Raw genomic sequence first — 17191 nt, 5'->3', positions numbered from 1 at the left:
TTCACTTTCTCCAGGCCTTGCGCAAGCGCATCAACGCCTCGGCAATCTCCCCCTCCGGCACCGCTGCAAACCCCAGCACCAGCCCTGCCCTTTTATCCACAGGCACCTCGCTGTCAGCCAGCCAGAAATTGCTAAGCGGCGTCACCTCAACCCCCACCGCTTCAGCCTTGGCCACCAACTCCTGCTCCCGCGCAAAGTTATCCACATCGACCTTCACATGCAGCCCGGCCGCCACCTCCGGCATGCCGCTCAAACCCGGAATATCCACGGGCCAGCCAGCCTTCAGCACATTGCGCCGGCTCAACGCCGCCTTGCGCATGCGCCGAATATGCCGCTGGAAGTGCCCCCGGGCCATGAACTCGGCCATCACGCACTGGCTACTGACCTCTGAATGCCGCACCGCCAGCGCCCTGCCCTGGCTGAACGGCTGCGCCAGTTGTGGTGGCAGTACCAGATAGCCCAGGCGCAACGCCGGAAAGGCGATCTTGCCGAAGGTACCGACGTACAGCACCCGCCCGTGCCGGTCGAGCGCCGCTAGCGGGGCCAAGGGCGCACCGCTGTACCGGTACTCGCCGTCGTAGTCGTCTTCGATGATCCAGCCTTCGCTGCGCTCGGCCCATGCCAGCAGTTCCAGGCGTCGCGCCAGGCTCATGGTCACCCCGGTCGGGTACTGGTGGGCTGGCGTGACGTAGGCCAGCCGGCAATCCGTCAGTTGCCCGAGCCGGCGACAGTCCATGCCATCCTCGTCCACCGGCACGCCACACAACCTGCCACCGGCCAGCGCAAAGGCATGCCCGGCTGCGCGGTAACCCGGGTTTTCCACAGCCACACCGTCGCCCGGCTGCAACAGCAACTGTGCACAAAGGCTGATTGCCTGCTGCGCACCACTGGTGATCACAATTTGTTCAGCGGTACAACTCAGTCCACGCGAGCGACGCAGGTAGGCCGCGATCAGTTCGCGCAGCAGCGGCTCGCCTGCCGGGTCACCATAACCCAACTGCGCCGGAGCCGGGTTGCGCCAGAAACCCGCCTGCAGCTTGGCCCAGACGTCGAAGGGGAACAGGTCGAACGCCGGAATACCGACGCGAAAAGCACGCGGTGCACCGCTTCTTGGGGGCGGCAGATGGTTACTTTTCAGGCGCTGCAAAGGCTCGCTGGAACGACGCTTGCTGGATAAATCCTCAGTATTTTCTGAGGGAGATGTGGATAAGTCTGTTGATAACCCACGGGATAACCCTGTGGATACTTGTGTGGATAGTTTTGCACTGGAGAGCTTCGGTAACTGGCTGACATAGGTGCCGTCGCCTACCCGGCTTTCGATGTAGCCCTCGGCATATAGCTGGTCATAGGCCCGCACCACACTGTTGCGTGACAGCGCCAGCATGGCGGCCAGATCACGAGTGGCCGGTAGCCGTGTGCCACTGCTCAGGCGCCCGTCCAGCACCCGCGCACGTAGCGCCTGGTACAGCTGCTGGCTGAGCCCGCGGCGGCGATCGAGGTCGATCCCGGCAGGGTCGAAAGGCAACACGAGGGGGCGCTCGTTCATGGCATTGGACCTATAAAAACAGCTGTTAATGGCTCTTACTATGAACCAATAGCCTGCCTAGGATGGAGCCATCGCACAAGGAAACCGAGCATGTACAACAGCAAACCCCATCAGGAACACGACCTCGGGCGCCTGCACCAGCACATGCTCGACACCCGTCTGGCCATCCTGGTCAGCCAGGGCGAACAAGGCCTGCTGGCCACGCACCTGCCAGTGCTGGTCGATATTGCCGAAGGCGAATTCGGCACCGTCTATGCCCACCTGGCGCGGGCCAACCCCCAATGGCACGACCTGAGGCAAGGTGGCGAAGCCCTGCTGGTGTTCCCCGGCGCCGATGCCTATGTCAGCCCCGGTTACTACCCGAGCAAGGCCGACAACCCCAAGGTGGTGCCAACCTGGAACTACTTGGCCGTGCACGCCTATGGCCCAGCCGAAGTGATCCACGAAGCCGAACCCTTGCTGGCCATTGTCAGCCGACTGACCGAGCGCCACGAACAAGGCCGCGGCGAACCGTGGAAAGTCACCGACGCCCCGCGTGATTACCTCGATGGCATGCTCCGCGCCATCGTCGGTGTTCGCTTGCCCATCACCCGCCTGCAAGGCGCGCGCAAGCTAAGCCAGAACCGCTCTGAGCAAGACATTGCCGGCGTGCGTGAAGGCCTTAGCGCCAGCCCCGATTACCTGGATAACCAACTCGCGGCGCATATGCGCCAACTCTGAAGGAATAGCCCATGTCCAGCGTCACCCTGCGTCCTGTCACCACCCAAGACCATGCTGCCTGGCTTGCCCTGTGGCAGGCCTACTTGCACTTCTATGAATCCGAATTGGCCGAAGAGGTCAGCCTCAGCACCTGGCAACGCCTGCTCGACCCAAACGAACCGACCCATTCAGCCTTGGCCTGGGTCGATGGCAAGGCGGTGGGCATGGTCAACTTCATCTACCATCGTTCCAACTGGAGCATTGGCAACGCCTGCTACCTGCAGGACCTGTACGTGGACAGCGGGCAGCGCGGCCTGGGCATCGGCCGCCAGCTGATCGAGCACGTCTACGCCCAAGCCAAGACCGACAACTGCATCAAGGTGTACTGGGTGACCCATGAGACCAACGCCACCGCCATCAGCCTGTACCAACAGGTTGCCGAGCGCTCGGGCTTCATCCAATTCCGCAAAGAGTTCTAAGGCCGAACATGACCGACGCATTGAACTGGAAACCCGCCGCAGTCCCACAGGCCGAGCCTATCGACGGCCGTTTCATCCGCCTCGAAAAGCTTGACCCGGCGCGACATGGCGACGACCTCTGGGAGGTGTTGCAAGGCCCGGCTGCCGATCCGGCACTGTGGGACTACTTGCCCTATGGCCCATTTGCCGAGCGTGCCGCCTTCGACCGTTGGCTGGAAGGCAACGCCGCCGGCCGCGACCCGCTGTTCTACACCGTCATCGACCGCACCAGCGGCCAGGCCCAGGGCATCCTCAGCCTGATGTCGATCGTGCCCGACCACGGTCGCATCGAAATTGGCCACATCGCCTTCGGCGCCGCCATGCAGCGTACACCCAAGGGCACCGAGGCAGTGTACCTGCTGGGCAAGCTGGGCTTCGAGCTGGGCAACCGCCGGCTGGAGTGGAAGTGCAACAACGCCAACGCCCGCTCCAAGCGCGCGGCGGAGCGGTTTGGCTTTGTCTATGAAGGAGTGTTCCGCAAGCACCTGGTGGTGAAGGACCACAATCGGGATACGGCGTGGTATTCGATTACCGATGATGAGTGGCCAGCGGTGGCTGCTGGGTTCGAGCGGTGGTTGAGCGATACCAACCAACAACCTGGAGGTCAGGTAGAAACACTTGAGGCATGCCGTAAAGGTTGAGAGTTGTGTTAGATCAGCCGGCCTCTTCGCGGGTAAACCCGCTCCCACAGGTACTGACCTCAGGCTTGCGGGGGCCTGTAGGAGCAGCCTTGTGCTGCGAAGAGGCCGGCAGATTCAACGCGAAAAAAAGGGGAGCATCCGCTCCCCAGAGGTTAACCGCTTGTAGATGAGGGCTTATCTCAGCCCTCGATCTCGATCAGGATCTCGCCCGGAGTCACACGGTCGCCCTTGGCCACGTGGATGGCCACCACCTTGCCAGCGATACCCGCCTGCACTTCGGTCTCCATCTTCATGGCTTCGGTGATCAGCACGGCCTGGCCGGTCTTGACCATGTCGCCTTCCTTGACCAGCACATCGACGATGTTGCCTGGCATGGTGGTGCTGACGTGGCCCGGGGCACTGGCCTGCTTGCGCTTGCTGCTGCCGCCGCCGACGAATTCGTTGAGCGGCTCGAACACCACTTCTTCCGGCATGCCGTCGATCGACAGGTAGAAGTGGCGCTTGCCTTCGGCCTTCACGCCCACACCGGTGATGTCGACACGGTAGGTTTCGCCGTGCACGTCGATGACGAACTCGGTCGGTACGCCTTCACCGCTATGGGACGCCACTGCGCCCGCTTCAGGAATTGGCAGCAGGACTTCGGGAGTCAGGGTGCCGGCTTCGCGTTCTTCGAGGAACTTGCGGCCAATGTCAGGGAACATGGCGAAAGTCAGCACGTCTTCTTCGCAACGGGCCAGGGCGCCGATATCGGCACGCAGCTTGGCCATTTCCGGCTTCAGCAGGTCGGCCGGGCGCACGTCGATCACTTCTTCACTGCCGATCGCCTGACGGCGCAGCTGCTCGTTGACCACGCCCGGAGCCTTGCCGTAACCGCCTTGCAGGTACAGCTTCACCTCGTTGGTGATGGTCTTGTAGCGCTCGCCGGCCAGCACGTTGAAGAACGCCTGGGTACCGACGATCTGCGAGGTCGGGGTCACCAGCGGTGGGAAGCCAAGGTCTTCACGCACGCGCGGGATCTCAGCCAGCACTTCATTCATGCGGTTGAGGGCGCCCTGCTCCTTGAGCTGGTTGGCCAGGTTGGAAATCATGCCGCCCGGTACCTGGTTGACCTGCACGCGGGTGTCCACGGCGGTGAACTCGCTTTCGAACTGGTGGTACTTCTTGCGCACGGCATAGAAGTACAGGCCGATTTCCTGCAGCAGTTCCAAGTCCAGGCCAGTATCGAATTCGCTGCCTTTGAGCGCGGCAACCATCGACTCGGTACCCGGGTGGCTGGTGCCCCAAGCGAAGCTGGAGATGGCGGTGTCGATGTGATCGGCGCCGTTTTCCACAGCCTTCAGCTGGCACATTGCGGCCAGGCCGGCAGTGTCGTGGGAGTGGATGAACACCGGCAGCGACTGCTCGGCTTTCAGCGCCTTGACCAGTTCGCCGGTGGCGAACGGGGTCAGCAGGCCGGCCATGTCCTTGATCGCGATCGAGTCGCAACCCATGGCTTCCATCTGCTTGGCCTGGTTCACGAAGGCTTCGATGGTGTGCACCGGGCTGGTGGTGTAGGCGATGGTACCCTGAGCGTGTTTGCCGGCAGCCTTGACCGCTTCAATGGCCACGCGCAGGTTACGCACGTCGTTCATGGCATCGAAGATACGGAACACGTCGATACCGTTGACTGCGGCCTTGGCGACGAACGCCTTGACCACGTCGTCGCTGTAGTGGCGGTAGCCCAGCAGGTTCTGGCCGCGCAGCAGCATTTGCAGGCGGGTGTTGGGCAGCGCGGCGCGCAGCTTGCGCAGGCGCTCCCACGGGTCTTCCTTGAGGAAGCGCACGCAGGCGTCGAAGGTGGCGCCACCCCAGACTTCCAGCGACCAGTAGCCGACCTTGTCGAGCTTGTCGCAGATCGGCAGCATGTCTTCGGTACGCATGCGGGTGGCCAGCAGGGACTGGTGGGCGTCGCGCAGGATCGTGTCGGTTACGTGAATTTTCTTGGACATTATGGGGTTCCTCACAGGCCTGCGTGGGCGGCGATGGCGGCGGCGATGGCCAGGGCCAGCTCTTCGGGTTTGCGCTTGATCGAGTAATTGGTCAGTTCCGGGTGGCTTTCGACGAAGCTGGTGTTGAACTGGCCGCTACGGAATTCCGGATTGCGCAGGATTTCCTGGTAGTACGCGGCGGTGGTCTTCACCCCTTGCACGCGCATGTCGTCCAGGGCCCGCAGGCCGCGGTCCATGGCTTCTTCCCAGGTCAACGCCCACACCACCAGTTTCAGGCACATGGAGTCGTAGAACGGCGGGATGGTGTAGCCGGTGTAGATCGCCGTGTCGGTACGCACGCCCGGGCCGCCGGGTGCGTAGTAACGGGTGATCTTGCCGAAGCTGGGCAGGAAGTTGTTCTTCGGATCTTCGGCGTTGATGCGGAACTGCAGCGCGTAACCGCGGTGCTGGATGTCTTCCTGCTTGACCGACAGCGGCAGGCCCGAGGCAATGCGGATCTGCTCACGGACGATGTCGATACCGGTGATTTCCTCGGTGATGGTGTGTTCCACCTGCACCCGGGTGTTCATTTCCATGAAGTACACCTCGCCATCGGCGAGCAGGAACTCCACGGTACCGGCGTTCTCGTAGTTCACTGCCTTGGCCGCACGCACCGCCAGGTCGCCGATGTAGGCGCGCTGTTCGGGGGTGAGCTGTGGGCTCGGGGCGATTTCGATGAGTTTCTGGTTGCGGCGCTGGATCGAGCAGTCGCGCTCGAACAGGTGCACGACGTTGCCAAAGCTGTCACCGAGGATCTGCGCCTCGATGTGCTTGGGGTTGACGATGCACTTTTCCAGGAACACTTCCGCAGAACCAAAGGCCTTGGTAGCCTCGGAGATGACGCGGGGGAAGTTCTGTTCCAGTTCTTCACGGCTGTTGCAACGGCGAATACCACGGCCGCCACCACCAGAGGTGGCCTTGAGCATGACCGGGTAACCGATGCGGTCACCTTCGCTCAGGGCTTCGTGAATATCGGCAACGTTGCCTTCTGTACCCGGGGTTACCGGCACACCAGCGGCGATCATGGTGCGACGCGCTTCGGTCTTGTCGCCCATGCGGCGGATGACCTCGGCGGCAGGGCCGATGAACTTGATCCCGCGCTCGGCGCAAATCTCTGCCAGTTCAGCATTTTCCGACAGGAAACCATAACCTGGGTGCAGGGCATCACAGCCGGTTTCCACAGCCAGGTTCACCAGCTTGCGCGGGTTCAGGTAACCGGCCAGCGGCTCGGCACCAATGCTGTGGGCTTCGTCGGCGCGCTTGACGTGCAACGCATGGCGGTCGGCGTCGGAATAGATCGCCACCGAGCGAATGCCCATCTCGGCGCAGGCACGCACGATCCGAACTGCAATTTCACCTCGGTTGGCGATCAGGATTTTTTTTATCACTGGAGTCTTCCCAAAGCCGTAGGAACAGTCGAGCCGGTTCTCCCGGTCGGCGCGTGACCAGACGTTGCTGGCCAGTCGCACATTCACCCTAGCGCTGTAGGTTAATAAACAAAAATCAATATTTGTTAGGGGCTGTATTAGCAAAAGCTTATAGTGCGGTAACAAGGTGTTGCCGAAGGGCGGATAAAAATGCGTAAGTCCTTGATGCGTATGACTTTGCGTCAACTGCAGATCTTCAACGAGGTCTGCGATTTGCGTTCATACAGCCGTGCGGCGGAAGAGATGGCGCTTACGCAACCCGCCGTTAGTCTACAGATCCGTCAGCTCGAAGAGCTGATCGGTCAGCCGCTGTTCGAGTACGTGGGCAAGAAACTCTACCTGACCGAAGCTGCCGAGGCCCTGCAACGCGCCAGCCGCGATATCTTCGGGCGCCTGGAGAGCCTGGACATGCAACTTTCGGACATGCAGGGCTCATTGCAGGGGCAGTTGAAACTGGCGATCGAGTCCAGTGCCAAGTACTTCGTGCCACACCTGTTCGCGGCCTTCAAGCAGCGTCACCCGGAGGTCAACCTGACCCTGACAGTGGTCAATCGCGCCCAGGCCATCCGCCGCCTGTCGGACAACCGCGACGACCTGATCATCATGTCCATGGTGCCGCAGGACATGGGGCTGGAGTTTCTGCCGTTCCTCAACAACCCGATCATCGCGGTGGCGCCGCCCGAGCACCCGCTGTGCAAGCTGGAGCAACTGCGCCTGCAGGACCTGGAGCCTCATACCCTGCTGGTCCGCGAACAGGGTTCGGGCACGCGCAAGGCTTGCGAGGAATACTTCAAGGACAAGCGCGTGCATTTCACCCAGACCCTGGAGGTGGCCTCGGCCGACGCCCAGCGCGAGTGCGTAATTGCCGGGCTGGGGATTGCCATGCTTACCCGCCATGCGGTCAACCTGGAGCTGGCTACCGGTGTATTGAGGGAGCTGCCGGTGGAAGAACTGCCGCTGTACCGCAGTTGGTGCGTGGTGCAGTCCAAGGCCAAACGGCAGTCGCCGGTGGCCTTGGCCTTTCTGGCATTCATCCGCAGCGAACGTGCGCTGATCAGCGCGCTGGTTGAGCGTTTTTCGGGGAAGCTGCTGCCGACGCCTGCCAGACCGTGAGCTCTTGCAGCTCGGGGTAGTCCACTAGTTCGCGGAGCAGTTGACGTTGGTCGCAATAGCTCTCGATCGCGCGGCGGTATTCCATGCGGCGCTGATCCTTTTCCTGCTGCTTGCGAGCCTTGGCGCTGGGTTGGTACGTACCGTCGAAGTCACGAGCCATTGCCTGTCTCCCAGATAGGATGCGGGAGTTTCATACTGGCTTGAGTGGTTTACGGTTTGGCTGTGGAATGGTGACAAAACAGTGAAATTTATAGCGCCTGTGTCGGCCTCTTCGCGGGTAAACCCGCTCCCACAGGTGCTCACCAGCCTCAAGGACGGTGCAGTACCTGTGGGAGCGGGTTTACCCGCGAAAGGGCCGGCACAAGCAACGACAATCAGTCGTCGGTAGCCTTGATCGACTTGGGCGACAAGCGCAGGCTGCGCAAGCTGCGCTTCACGCTCTTCAGGTGGTTGACCAGGCTCGGCCCGCGCGCCATGGCTACGCCCATGGCCAGCACGTCGATCACCACCAGGTGGGCGATACGAGAGGTCAGCGGGGTGTAGATTTCGGTGTCCTCATGCACATCGATCGCCAGGTTTACCGTCGATAGCTCCGCCAGCGGTGTCTGGCTTGGGCACAGGGTAATCAGGTTGGCGCCGCTCTCACGGACCAGGTTGGCGGTAATCAGCAGGTCCTTGGAGCGGCCCGACTGGGAAATGCATACCGCCACATCACCCGGCTTCAGGGTCACCGCCGACATCGCCTGCATGTGCGGGTCGGAATAGGCTGCCGCGCTGAGCAACAGACGGAAGAATTTGTGCTGAGCATCGGCCGCCACTGCACCGGAAGCACCAAAGCCATAGAACTCCACACGCTGCGCCTGGGCCATGGCAGTCACCGCCTGCTGCAGCGCTTGTGGGTCGAGGTGCTCGCGCACTTCCATCAGGGTGTGCAGCGTGGTGTCGAAGATCTTCAGGCTGTAGTCAGCGACCGAGTCGTCTTCATGGATGGCGAACTGGCCGAAACTCGCCCCCGCAGCCAGGCTCTGCGCCAGCTTCAGCTTCAGGTCCTGGAAGCCCGAGCAACCGATCGCGCGGCAGAAACGCACGATGGTCGGTTCGCTGATACCCACGCTGTGCGCCAGATCGGCCATGGAGCTGTGCATGACGGCAGCCGGGTCGAGTAGCACGTGGTCGGCTACCTTGAGTTCCGATTTGCGCAGCAGGTGGCGCGATTGGGCGATATGTTGCAACAGATTCACAGGCTGGACTCGGTTATGATCGGCTGGCCGGGTTGTAGCTTTCTTGTAGTTATACTACATGGACGCCAACCCGCCCAGTTAAACGAACGTGGAGAGTGGTGGTTTGACTATTCCTTGCGACATTCTGGTCTTCGGCGGCACCGGCGATCTGGCCCTGCACAAATTGCTTCCGGCGCTCTACCACCTGTTTCGCGAGGCCCGTCTGAACAACGCCGTGCGGATCATCGCGCTGGCACGACGCAACTTGCCACGTAACGATTATCTCAAGCTCGCCGAACGCCATTGCCGGGCACAGATTGCCCGCAACGACTTCGACGAAGAGGTCTGGCAGCGGTTTTCCGCACGGGTCGACTATTTCGCCATGGATGCTTCGCAAAGCGCCGACTTCGGTCGCCTGGCGCGCTACCTGGGCGAGCCCGGCGGCTTGACGCGCATCTTCTACCTGGCCACCGCCCCCAATCTGTTCGTGCCGATTGCCAAGCACCTGCATAACGCCGGCCTGGCAGACACTGAGGCGCGCATCGTGCTGGAAAAGCCGATCGGCCACTCGCTGGAATCGGCTACCGCCATCAACGAAGCGATTGGCGCAGTGCTGGAGGAAAACCAGGTATTTCGCATCGACCACTACCTGGGCAAGGAAACCGTGCAGAACCTCATGGCCCTGCGTTTTGCCAACGCCCTGCTGGAGCCGGTGTGGCGCAACAACCAGGTTGATCACGTGCAGATCAGCGTTTGCGAGACCCTGGGTGTAGAGAACCGTGGTGCTTACTACGACCGCGCCGGGGCGACCCGCGACATGTTGCAGAACCACCTGCTTCAGCTGCTATGCCTGGTGGCCATGGAGCCCCCCGCGCAGTTCGAGGCCGAAGCGGTGCGTGACGAGAAAGTGAAGATCCTGCGGGCCCTCAAGCCCATCACTGGCCAGGACGTGCAGGACAAGACCGTACGCGGCCAGTATGGCGCCGGGCGCATCGGCGGCCAGGAAGTGCCGGCCTATTACTTCGAAAAGGACGTCGACAACGACAGCGACACCGAAACCTTCATCGCCATCGAGACGCACATCGACAATTGGCGCTGGGCGGGCGTGCCCTTCTACCTGCGTACCGGCAAGCGCATGGCACGGCGCTCATCGCAGATCGTCATCCAGTTCAAGCCGGTGCCCCACGAGCTTTTCAATGGTGGCCAGGTCAACCAGCTGCTGATCCAGTTGCAACCGGACGAACGCATCAGCCTGCGCATGATGACCAAGAGCCCGGGGAAGGGCATGCGCCTGGAGCCTGTGGACCTGGACCTGAACCTGGCCCAGGTGTTCAGCCAGACCCGCCGCTGGGACGCCTACGAGCGCCTGCTGCTGGATGTGCTGGAGGGCGACTCGACGCTGTTCATGCGCCGCGATGAGGTGGAAGCGGCCTGGGCCTGGATCGACCCGATCATCAAGGGCTGTGAAGAGCACTTCCAGGCGCCGCGACCGTACCCGGCAGGCTGTAACGGGCCAGAGCAAGCCAACAGCCTGCTCGCCAGGCACGGCAGGCAATGGCATAGCTGAAGCACTGCCCTGCTCCCGTGGCAGGCGAAAGGGCAGAAAGTAGCCCAGCGCACTGGCGCTACTTTCAACCCGAAACAGGAGCAGACAATGGCCATTATCACCAACCTCGTTGCAATCAACGACATCGCTCACGGCAAGCAGGTTTTCAGGGTTCACGGCACCGTTACGGTCGCCTCCCCGGCCATCGAACCGGTGCTGGTCGAACCCAAGCTGCGCCACAGGGGTGGTTGGGAAGTACTTGAGCTTCAACTTCTGGATAGCGGCGCAATCACTCCGCAGGTGCTGACGGAAAAAACCGTGGCTTTCGAGCGTGCAGGCGGCACTGGCTGGAAAACCGTGGAGATCATTCATGCAGACGGTTCGCAGCGCTGCGAAATTCGTACCATCGAGGCGATTGACTGAGCCGCTGCCGGCCAGGTCGCCCGAGCGGTGGCCTGGCACCTTCCATCGGCTCGATGAACGGGCATGTTGCAGGTGAATATTTATACAGTAGAGGTTTGCCCCATTTCCTGCCGCGCCCTAGAATGGCCCGATGCGCACAGACGACCTCTCCCTCCTGCTGAATTCCCTCAACGATGCCCAACGCCAGGCCGTAGCGGCCACGCTAGGGCGTCAACTGGTGCTTGCTGGCGCCGGTTCCGGTAAAACCCGCGTGCTGGTGCACCGCATTGCCTGGCTGATCCAGGTGGAGCAGGCATCGCCGCACTCGATCCTGTCGGTGACCTTCACCAACAAGGCCGCGGCAGAAATGCGCCAGCGTATCGAGCAACTGCTGGGTATCAACCCGGCGGGCATGTGGGTCGGCACCTTCCACGGCCTGGCCCATCGCCTGCTGCGGGCCCATTGGCAGGAAGCGAGGCTGGTGCAGAACTTCCAGATCCTCGACAGCGACGACCAGCAGCGCCTGATCAAGCGGGTGATGCGCGAGTTGGGCCTGGACGAGCAGAAATGGCCGGCACGCCAGGCCCAGTGGTTCATCAACGGGCAAAAGGACGAAGGCCTGCGTCCACAGCATATCCAGGCCGGGGGCGACCTGTTCCTGTCGACCATGCGCGACGTCTATACCGCCTATGAGCAGGCCTGCGAGCGCGCCGGGGTCATCGACTTCTCCGAGCTGCTGCTGCGCGCCCTGGACTTGTGGCGCGACCACCCGGGCCTGCTGGAGCACTACCAGCGGCGCTTCCGCCACGTGCTGGTGGACGAGTTCCAGGATACCAACGCCGTGCAGTACGCCTGGCTGCGCCTGCTGGCGCGCGGCGGTGACAGCCTGATGGCGGTGGGCGATGACGACCAGTCGATCTACGGCTGGCGCGGTGCCAAGATCGAGAACATTCACCAGTACACTGCCGACTTCCCCGACGCCGAGATGATCCGCCTGGAGCAGAACTACCGCTCCACCGGTGGCATCCTCAAGGCGGCGAACGCGCTGATCGCCAACAACAGCGGGCGCCTGGGCAAAGAGCTGTGGACCGACATGGGTGAAGGCGAACCGCTGACCCTGTATGCGGCCTACAACGAGCACGACGAAGCGCGCTACGTGGTGGAAACCATCGAGAGCCTGGTCAAGAAGGGCAATGCGCGCAACGAGATCGCCATACTGTACCGTTCCAACGCCCAGTCGCGGGTGCTGGAAGAAGCCCTGCTGCGCGAACGCATCCCCTACCGCATCTATGGCGGTCAGCGCTTCTTCGAGCGCGCCGAAATCAAGAACGCCATGGCTTACCTGCGGCTGATCGAAGGCCGCGGTAACGATGCTGCCCTGGAACGGGTGATCAACGTGCCGCCACGTGGCATTGGCGAAAAAACTGTCGAAGCCATACGCGAGCACGCCCGCCACAGCCAGCTGTCGATGTGGGAAGCAATGTGCCAGCTGCTTGCCGCCAAAGCCCTGAAAGGCCGCGCTGCCAGTGCCCTGGGTGCATTCATCGAGCTGATCGAGGGGTTGGCTGCCAAGGTCGTGGACATGCCGCTGCATACCATGACCCAAACCACCATCGAGCAGTCCGGGCTGATCATCTACCACCAGGAAGAAAAGGGTGAGAAGGGCCAGGCACGGGTAGAAAACCTTGAGGAACTGGTCAGCGCAGCGCGCAACTTCGAGTCTACCGACGAAGACGCCGACCTCTCGCCTCTCTCGGCATTCCTTGGCCACGCCTCGCTCGAAGCAGGCGATACACAGGCCGACGAGCATGAAGACAGCGTCCAGCTGATGACCTTGCACAGTGCCAAGGGCCTGGAGTTCCCGTATGTGTTCCTGGTGGGCATGGAAGAAGGCCTGTTCCCGCACAAGATGAGCCTGGAAGAGCCTGGCCGCCTGGAAGAGGAACGCCGCCTGGCTTATGTGGGCATCACCCGCGCCATGCGCCAGCTGGTCATGACCTACGCCGAAACGCGTCGCCTGTATGGCAGCGAGACCTACAACAAGGTGTCACGTTTCGTACGAGAAATTCCGGCAGGCCTGGTTCAGGAAGTGCGCCTTTCCAACAGCGTCAGCCGCCCGTTCGGCGGGGCCAAGACGGCCACGAACAGCAACCTGTTCGCCAATGCCAGCATTCCGCAGACCTCGTTCAATCTGGGCCAGCGTGTTCAGCATGCGGTGTTTGGCGAGGGTGTGATCCTCAACTTCGAAGGCTCCGGCGCCCAGGCGCGGGTGCAGGTAAATTTTGCCGAAGGCAGCAAGTGGCTGATGCTGGGGTATGCCAAGCTCGAGGCCATCTGAAAGCCTGCGCGGTCCCTTGTAGGAGCAGCCTTTGTGGGAGCGGCCTTGTGTCGCGAAAGGGCCGCAAAGCGGCCCCACGATTGTGGCTTTGACGCTGATATCTCGGGGCTGCTTCGCAGCCCTATCGCGACACAAGGCCGCTCCCACAAGTATTGCGCCAGCATTCCGAGGGCAGGTCGTGTTGGGTTTGTAACATTCAGGCAAAAGCTCGAAACATTATGTCGCTGGTCATGTGCCCGGGAACCTGTGCACCATGACGCGCGTGCAATCCACAACAGGGGATATCCCACTTATGCAACGTTTTCTTAGCATCGCTCTGGCGCTCTGCGTCGGCCTGACGCTGAGCCTGGACGCCAACGCCAAGCGTTTTGGCGGCGGCAAGAGCTCGGGCTCCGCGCCTATTCACCAGACCCGCCAGGCCACGCCAACCACGCCTGCCGCCGCGCCGACCGCACCTGGCCGTGCCGCTCCGGCCGCCAGCGGTGCTTCGCGCTGGCTGGGCCCTCTGGCCGGCCTCGCCGCCGGTGGCCTGCTGGCTTCCATGTTCATGGGCGACGGTTTCGAAGGCTTCCAGATCATGGACTTCCTGATCGTGGCGCTCATCGCCTTCCTGGTGTTCCGTTTCATCGCCGCGCGCCGTCGCCAGCAGCAGCCGCAAATGGCCATGCCGGGCCATGCGCCGATGCAGCGTGAAGCTCACGCGCAGCCTGCCCAGCCGTCGATCTTCGGTGGTTCGGCCGCACCTGCTGCCGCAGCCGCCCCGGTGATCAACGCCCCGGCCTGGTTCAACGAGCAGAACTTCCTGGCTGCTGCCCGTAACCACTTCCAGGCGCTGCAGCAGCACTGGGACGCCAACGAGATGGACAAGATCGCCGAGTTCGTCACCCCGCAGATGCTCGAGTTCCTCAAGCGCGAGCGCGCCGAACTGGGTGATGGCTTCCAGTCCACCTACATCGACAACCTCGAGGTGCAGCTGGACGGTGTCGACGACCGCGCCGACCGTACCGACGCCACCCTGACCTTCCGTGGCGTGTCGAAAAACTCGCGCTTCGACCAGGGCGAAGTGTTCAGCGAAAGCTGGCACATGGTTCGCGCCCAGGGCGAAAACCAGCCTTGGCTGGTGGCCGGTATCCGTCAAAACGGCTAACCGCTGCGTGCTGCACAAAAAACCCCCGGGCCTGTCCCGGGGTTTTTGCTTTTGCCAGAGTGGCCTACTAGGGTATAACGCGCAGCGTTGTCATCTAGGTCAGAGGAAGTGAACCGTGGAAGAAGTGATCGAACAACTCCGTGAAGCCAACGAGCCAGTGCCGGTGCCCCTTGAGCTTCCCGACGAGGACCTGCTGGTCGAAATCGAAGAAGAGCTGTTCATCAACATTCCGTTCGTGTTCAAAGAGTTCCTGCTGACCGTCAGTGACGTGGTGTATGGCTCACTGGAGCCGGTGACCGTTACCGACCCACAGTCACATACCTACCTGCCCGACGTCGCCGCCAACGCCTGGGATGCCGGCGTACCGCGTGACCTGATTCCACTGTGCCAAGACGGCGACAACTACTACTGCGTCGAAGAGGATGGCACCGTGGTGCTGTGGGATGCCGAAGAGGAAATCGTCGGTGAAGACAGCTGGGAATCGGTGTGGCACTGGGCGCGGGATGTCTGGCTGGAGAGCTGATTTCGATCTCTGATCTGGTGCTGCTTGTGCCGGCCTCTTCGCGGGTAAACCCGCTCCCACAGGTATTGCACAGGTGCTGATCATTGTGCAGTACCTGTGGGAGCGGGTTTACCCGCGAAGAGGCCGGCCCAGAAATGGGAAATTTATGGCCTAGTGCCACCGGCATAGTTAAAATCGCCAGGCTTTCTGCGCCTGGCGACATCGCTACCGCTCCATCCCCTCGGACGACGGTGAAATCTTGCGCAGGGAGCATTGCCCTCTTCAGTGCGTATTCTCGCGGCTGTTCTCCAGCGTCTCCAGCAAGGCAATCTGCATGCGCGTATGCACGCGGATAAACCAGCGCCACAGCAAGGCCACCACCACCGCAGCCACCACGGCAATCACCAACAGCAGTTCGCTGGTGGGCAGAATGCTCGCCGACAGCGCCGACAGCAGCAGGAAAATCACCAGCAGCGACAACAACGGGATCACCTCGGCAATAACTCGGCGCACGCGCTGAGTATGCCGTCCGGCCGTTTCCGGTTTGACGCCCATCTCTGCCAGCAGCATCGACAGCGCCTTGAGCTTTCGATAGGCGGCAATCAGGAATGGCAGCGACAGCAATAGCGCTGCGCCCCAGATCAGCGCTTTCTGTTGGCTGGTATCGCTGACCCACTCGCTGAGCCAGTTGCCGATCCGCTCGGCGAAATAGCCCCCACTGAAGAAGATGGCGATCACCAGCGCCAGGTTCACCCCAACCTGCAACAGGATGCGCCGGATCATCGCCGCGAGCATGGCGCTCTCGCCTTGCGGCTGGATGCTCCGCAACCATTCGCCATACAACGACAACACCCGCGCCAGGCGGCTGGGCACCACCTTGCCCAGCTTGAGCGACAGCGGGTCGGCGGCACGGATCAGGTAGGGTGTCAGCAGCGTCGTGATTGCCGATACCGCCACAGCCACCGGGTAGAGGAAGTCGCTGGTCACCTGCAGAGTCATGCCCAGCGCGGCGATGATGAAGGAAAACTCGCCAATCTGCGAAAGCCCCATGCCCACCCGCAGCGATGTACGCCCGTCATTTCCGGCAATGAACGCGCCCATGCCACACGACAACATCTTGCCCAACACCACCGCCAGGGTAATGACCACGATTGGCCAGGCGTAGTCGATCAGCACCTGGGGGTCGATCATCAGGCCGATGGCGACGAAGAAGATGGCGCTGAACAGGTCGCGTACCGGTTCGATCAGGCTCTCGATCTTCAGCAACTGGCGCGATTCGGCCATGATCGCGCCAATCAGGAAGGCGCCAAGCACCATGCTGTACTCGAGCTTCACCACCAGCAGGCAGAAGCCGAAGCACAAGCCCAATACGGTTATCAGCAGCATCTCGTTGCTTTCGAACTTGGCCACGTAGGCCAGCAGGCGCGGCACCAGCAAGATACCGATGACCAGCGCGACGATCATGAACAGCGACAGCTTGCCGACCGTGGAGAACACCTCGCCCGAGCTGACCGTACCGCTGACGGCGATGCCCGACAGCAGGGCGATGATGCCGATACCGAGGATGTCCTCGACGATCAGCACGCCGAATATCAGCTGGGCGAAACGCTCGTTCTTCATCTTCAGGTCGTTGAGCGCCTTGACGATGATGGTGGTCGAGGAAATCGCCAGGATGGCGCCGAGGAACAGCGAGTCCATAGTGCTCCAGCCGAACCAGCGGCCGATCTCGAAGCCGATCCAGATCATCAACACGATTTCCAGGAACGCCGCGATAAACGCCGTGGCGCCTACCTTGAACAGCTTGCGCAGGCTGAATTCAAGACCCAGGCAGAACATCAGGAAGATCACCCCCAGCTCGGCGAGGGTCTTGATGGTGCCTTCATCGTGGATCAGGCCGAACGGTGGGGTGTGCGGGCCGATGATGAAGCCAGCGACGATGTAGCCCAGCACCACGGGCTGCTTGAGGCGGTGAAAGAGAATGGTGACCACGCCAGCAACCAGCATGATGACTGCCAGGTCCTGGATGAAGCTGATGGCATGCATGGCGTGATACTCCTTTTCTCGT

15 protein-coding genes are annotated in these 17191 nt (G+C 61.8%); 9 read left to right on the top strand and 6 right to left on the bottom strand.

Annotation, left to right across the window (positions count from 1 at the left end):
• Position 1 precedes the first annotated feature (1 nt).
• Entirely contained in the window at positions 2–1546 is a 1545-nt protein-coding gene (gene pdxR, locus QN085_RS00395) for a MocR-like pyridoxine biosynthesis transcription factor PdxR (protein ID WP_023660643.1), read from the bottom strand.
• A 90-nt stretch (positions 1547–1636) separates the two neighbouring features.
• Between pdxR and QN085_RS00390 the strand changes: the two genes are divergently transcribed.
• From QN085_RS00390 to QN085_RS00380, 3 genes are read left to right on the top strand one after another with little or no spacing between them, the layout of a single operon-like run.
• The gene (locus tag QN085_RS00390) at positions 1637–2266 is read left to right on the top strand and encodes an FMN-binding negative transcriptional regulator (RefSeq protein ID WP_013974834.1); all 630 of its coding nucleotides are present in this window, start codon (positions 1637–1639) and stop codon (positions 2264–2266) included.
• 11 nt (positions 2267–2277) lie between these two features.
• On the top strand, positions 2278–2724 hold the full coding sequence (locus tag QN085_RS00385; protein WP_003260065.1) for a GNAT family N-acetyltransferase: 447 nt from the start codon (positions 2278–2280) through the stop codon (positions 2722–2724).
• Positions 2725–2732: 8 nt separating this feature from the next.
• Positions 2733–3404 carry a GNAT family N-acetyltransferase gene (locus QN085_RS00380; RefSeq protein ID WP_013974835.1) on the top strand — a complete coding sequence of 224 codons (672 nt, stop codon included), beginning with the start codon at positions 2733–2735 and terminating at the stop codon, positions 3402–3404.
• 179 nt (positions 3405–3583) lie between these two features.
• On the opposite strand, the gene oadA is transcribed toward QN085_RS00380, so the two are convergent.
• Together oadA and QN085_RS00370 are read right to left on the bottom strand one after the other, a co-directional pair.
• Positions 3584–5392, bottom strand: a complete 1809-nt coding sequence (oadA, locus tag QN085_RS00375) for a sodium-extruding oxaloacetate decarboxylase subunit alpha (RefSeq protein ID WP_013974836.1) — start codon at positions 5390–5392, stop codon at positions 3584–3586.
• An 11-nt stretch (positions 5393–5403) separates the two neighbouring features.
• Positions 5404–6819: an acetyl-CoA carboxylase biotin carboxylase subunit gene (locus QN085_RS00370; RefSeq protein ID WP_013974837.1), complete on the bottom strand. Its 1416-nt coding sequence runs from the start codon at positions 6817–6819 to the stop codon at positions 5404–5406.
• Between the two features lie 189 nt (positions 6820–7008).
• Here QN085_RS00370 and QN085_RS00365 point away from each other — a divergent pair, with 189 nt between their 5' ends.
• Positions 7009–7971 (top strand): LysR family transcriptional regulator, encoded by a 963-nt coding sequence (locus tag QN085_RS00365; RefSeq protein ID WP_015272364.1) that lies wholly within the window; start codon positions 7009–7011, stop codon positions 7969–7971.
• Here QN085_RS00365 and QN085_RS00360 read toward each other — a convergent pair.
• The gene (locus tag QN085_RS00360; RefSeq protein ID WP_080563834.1) at positions 7913–8131 is read right to left on the bottom strand and encodes a PA3496 family putative envelope integrity protein; all 219 of its coding nucleotides are present in this window, start codon (positions 8129–8131) and stop codon (positions 7913–7915) included. The two genes, QN085_RS00365 and QN085_RS00360, sit on opposite strands and share 59 nt — an antisense overlap.
• A gap of 214 nt (positions 8132–8345) precedes the next feature.
• The gene (gene hexR / locus QN085_RS00355) at positions 8346–9212 is read right to left on the bottom strand and encodes a transcriptional regulator HexR (RefSeq protein WP_011536461.1); all 867 of its coding nucleotides are present in this window, start codon (positions 9210–9212) and stop codon (positions 8346–8348) included.
• A gap of 103 nt (positions 9213–9315) precedes the next feature.
• On the opposite strand from hexR, the gene zwf reads away from it, so the two are divergent.
• The 5 genes from zwf to QN085_RS00330 all read left to right on the top strand — a co-directional run bounded on the left by zwf (position 9316) and on the right by QN085_RS00330 (position 15147).
• Positions 9316–10758, top strand: a complete 1443-nt coding sequence (gene zwf / locus QN085_RS00350; protein WP_023660645.1) for a glucose-6-phosphate dehydrogenase — start codon at positions 9316–9318, stop codon at positions 10756–10758.
• Positions 10759–10845: 87 nt separating this feature from the next.
• The gene (locus tag QN085_RS00345; RefSeq protein ID WP_013974840.1) at positions 10846–11160 is read left to right on the top strand and encodes a hypothetical protein; all 315 of its coding nucleotides are present in this window, start codon (positions 10846–10848) and stop codon (positions 11158–11160) included.
• A 130-nt stretch (positions 11161–11290) separates the two neighbouring features.
• Positions 11291–13477, top strand: coding sequence for a DNA helicase II (uvrD, locus tag QN085_RS00340; protein ID WP_013974841.1), 2187 nt, complete (start codon positions 11291–11293; stop codon positions 13475–13477).
• A gap of 292 nt (positions 13478–13769) precedes the next feature.
• Entirely contained in the window at positions 13770–14624 is an 855-nt protein-coding gene (locus QN085_RS00335; RefSeq protein ID WP_013974842.1) for a Tim44 domain-containing protein, read from the top strand.
• A 115-nt stretch (positions 14625–14739) separates the two neighbouring features.
• Positions 14740–15147, top strand: a complete 408-nt coding sequence (locus tag QN085_RS00330; protein ID WP_013974843.1) for an SMI1/KNR4 family protein — start codon at positions 14740–14742, stop codon at positions 15145–15147.
• Positions 15148–15408: 261 nt separating this feature from the next.
• Here the strand turns inward: QN085_RS00330 and QN085_RS00325 are convergent, their stop codons facing one another.
• The gene (locus QN085_RS00325; protein WP_023660499.1) at positions 15409–17169 is read right to left on the bottom strand and encodes a cation:proton antiporter; all 1761 of its coding nucleotides are present in this window, start codon (positions 17167–17169) and stop codon (positions 15409–15411) included.
• Positions 17170–17191: the final 22 nt, after the last annotated feature.

Source organism: Pseudomonas sp. M2(2023) (assembly GCF_030263955.1).
Taxonomy (GTDB): Bacteria; Pseudomonadota; Gammaproteobacteria; order Pseudomonadales; family Pseudomonadaceae; genus Aquipseudomonas; species Aquipseudomonas asiatica.
The sequence above is the reverse complement of the archived record's forward strand: the minus strand, read 5'-3'. Positions and strand labels throughout refer to the sequence as shown.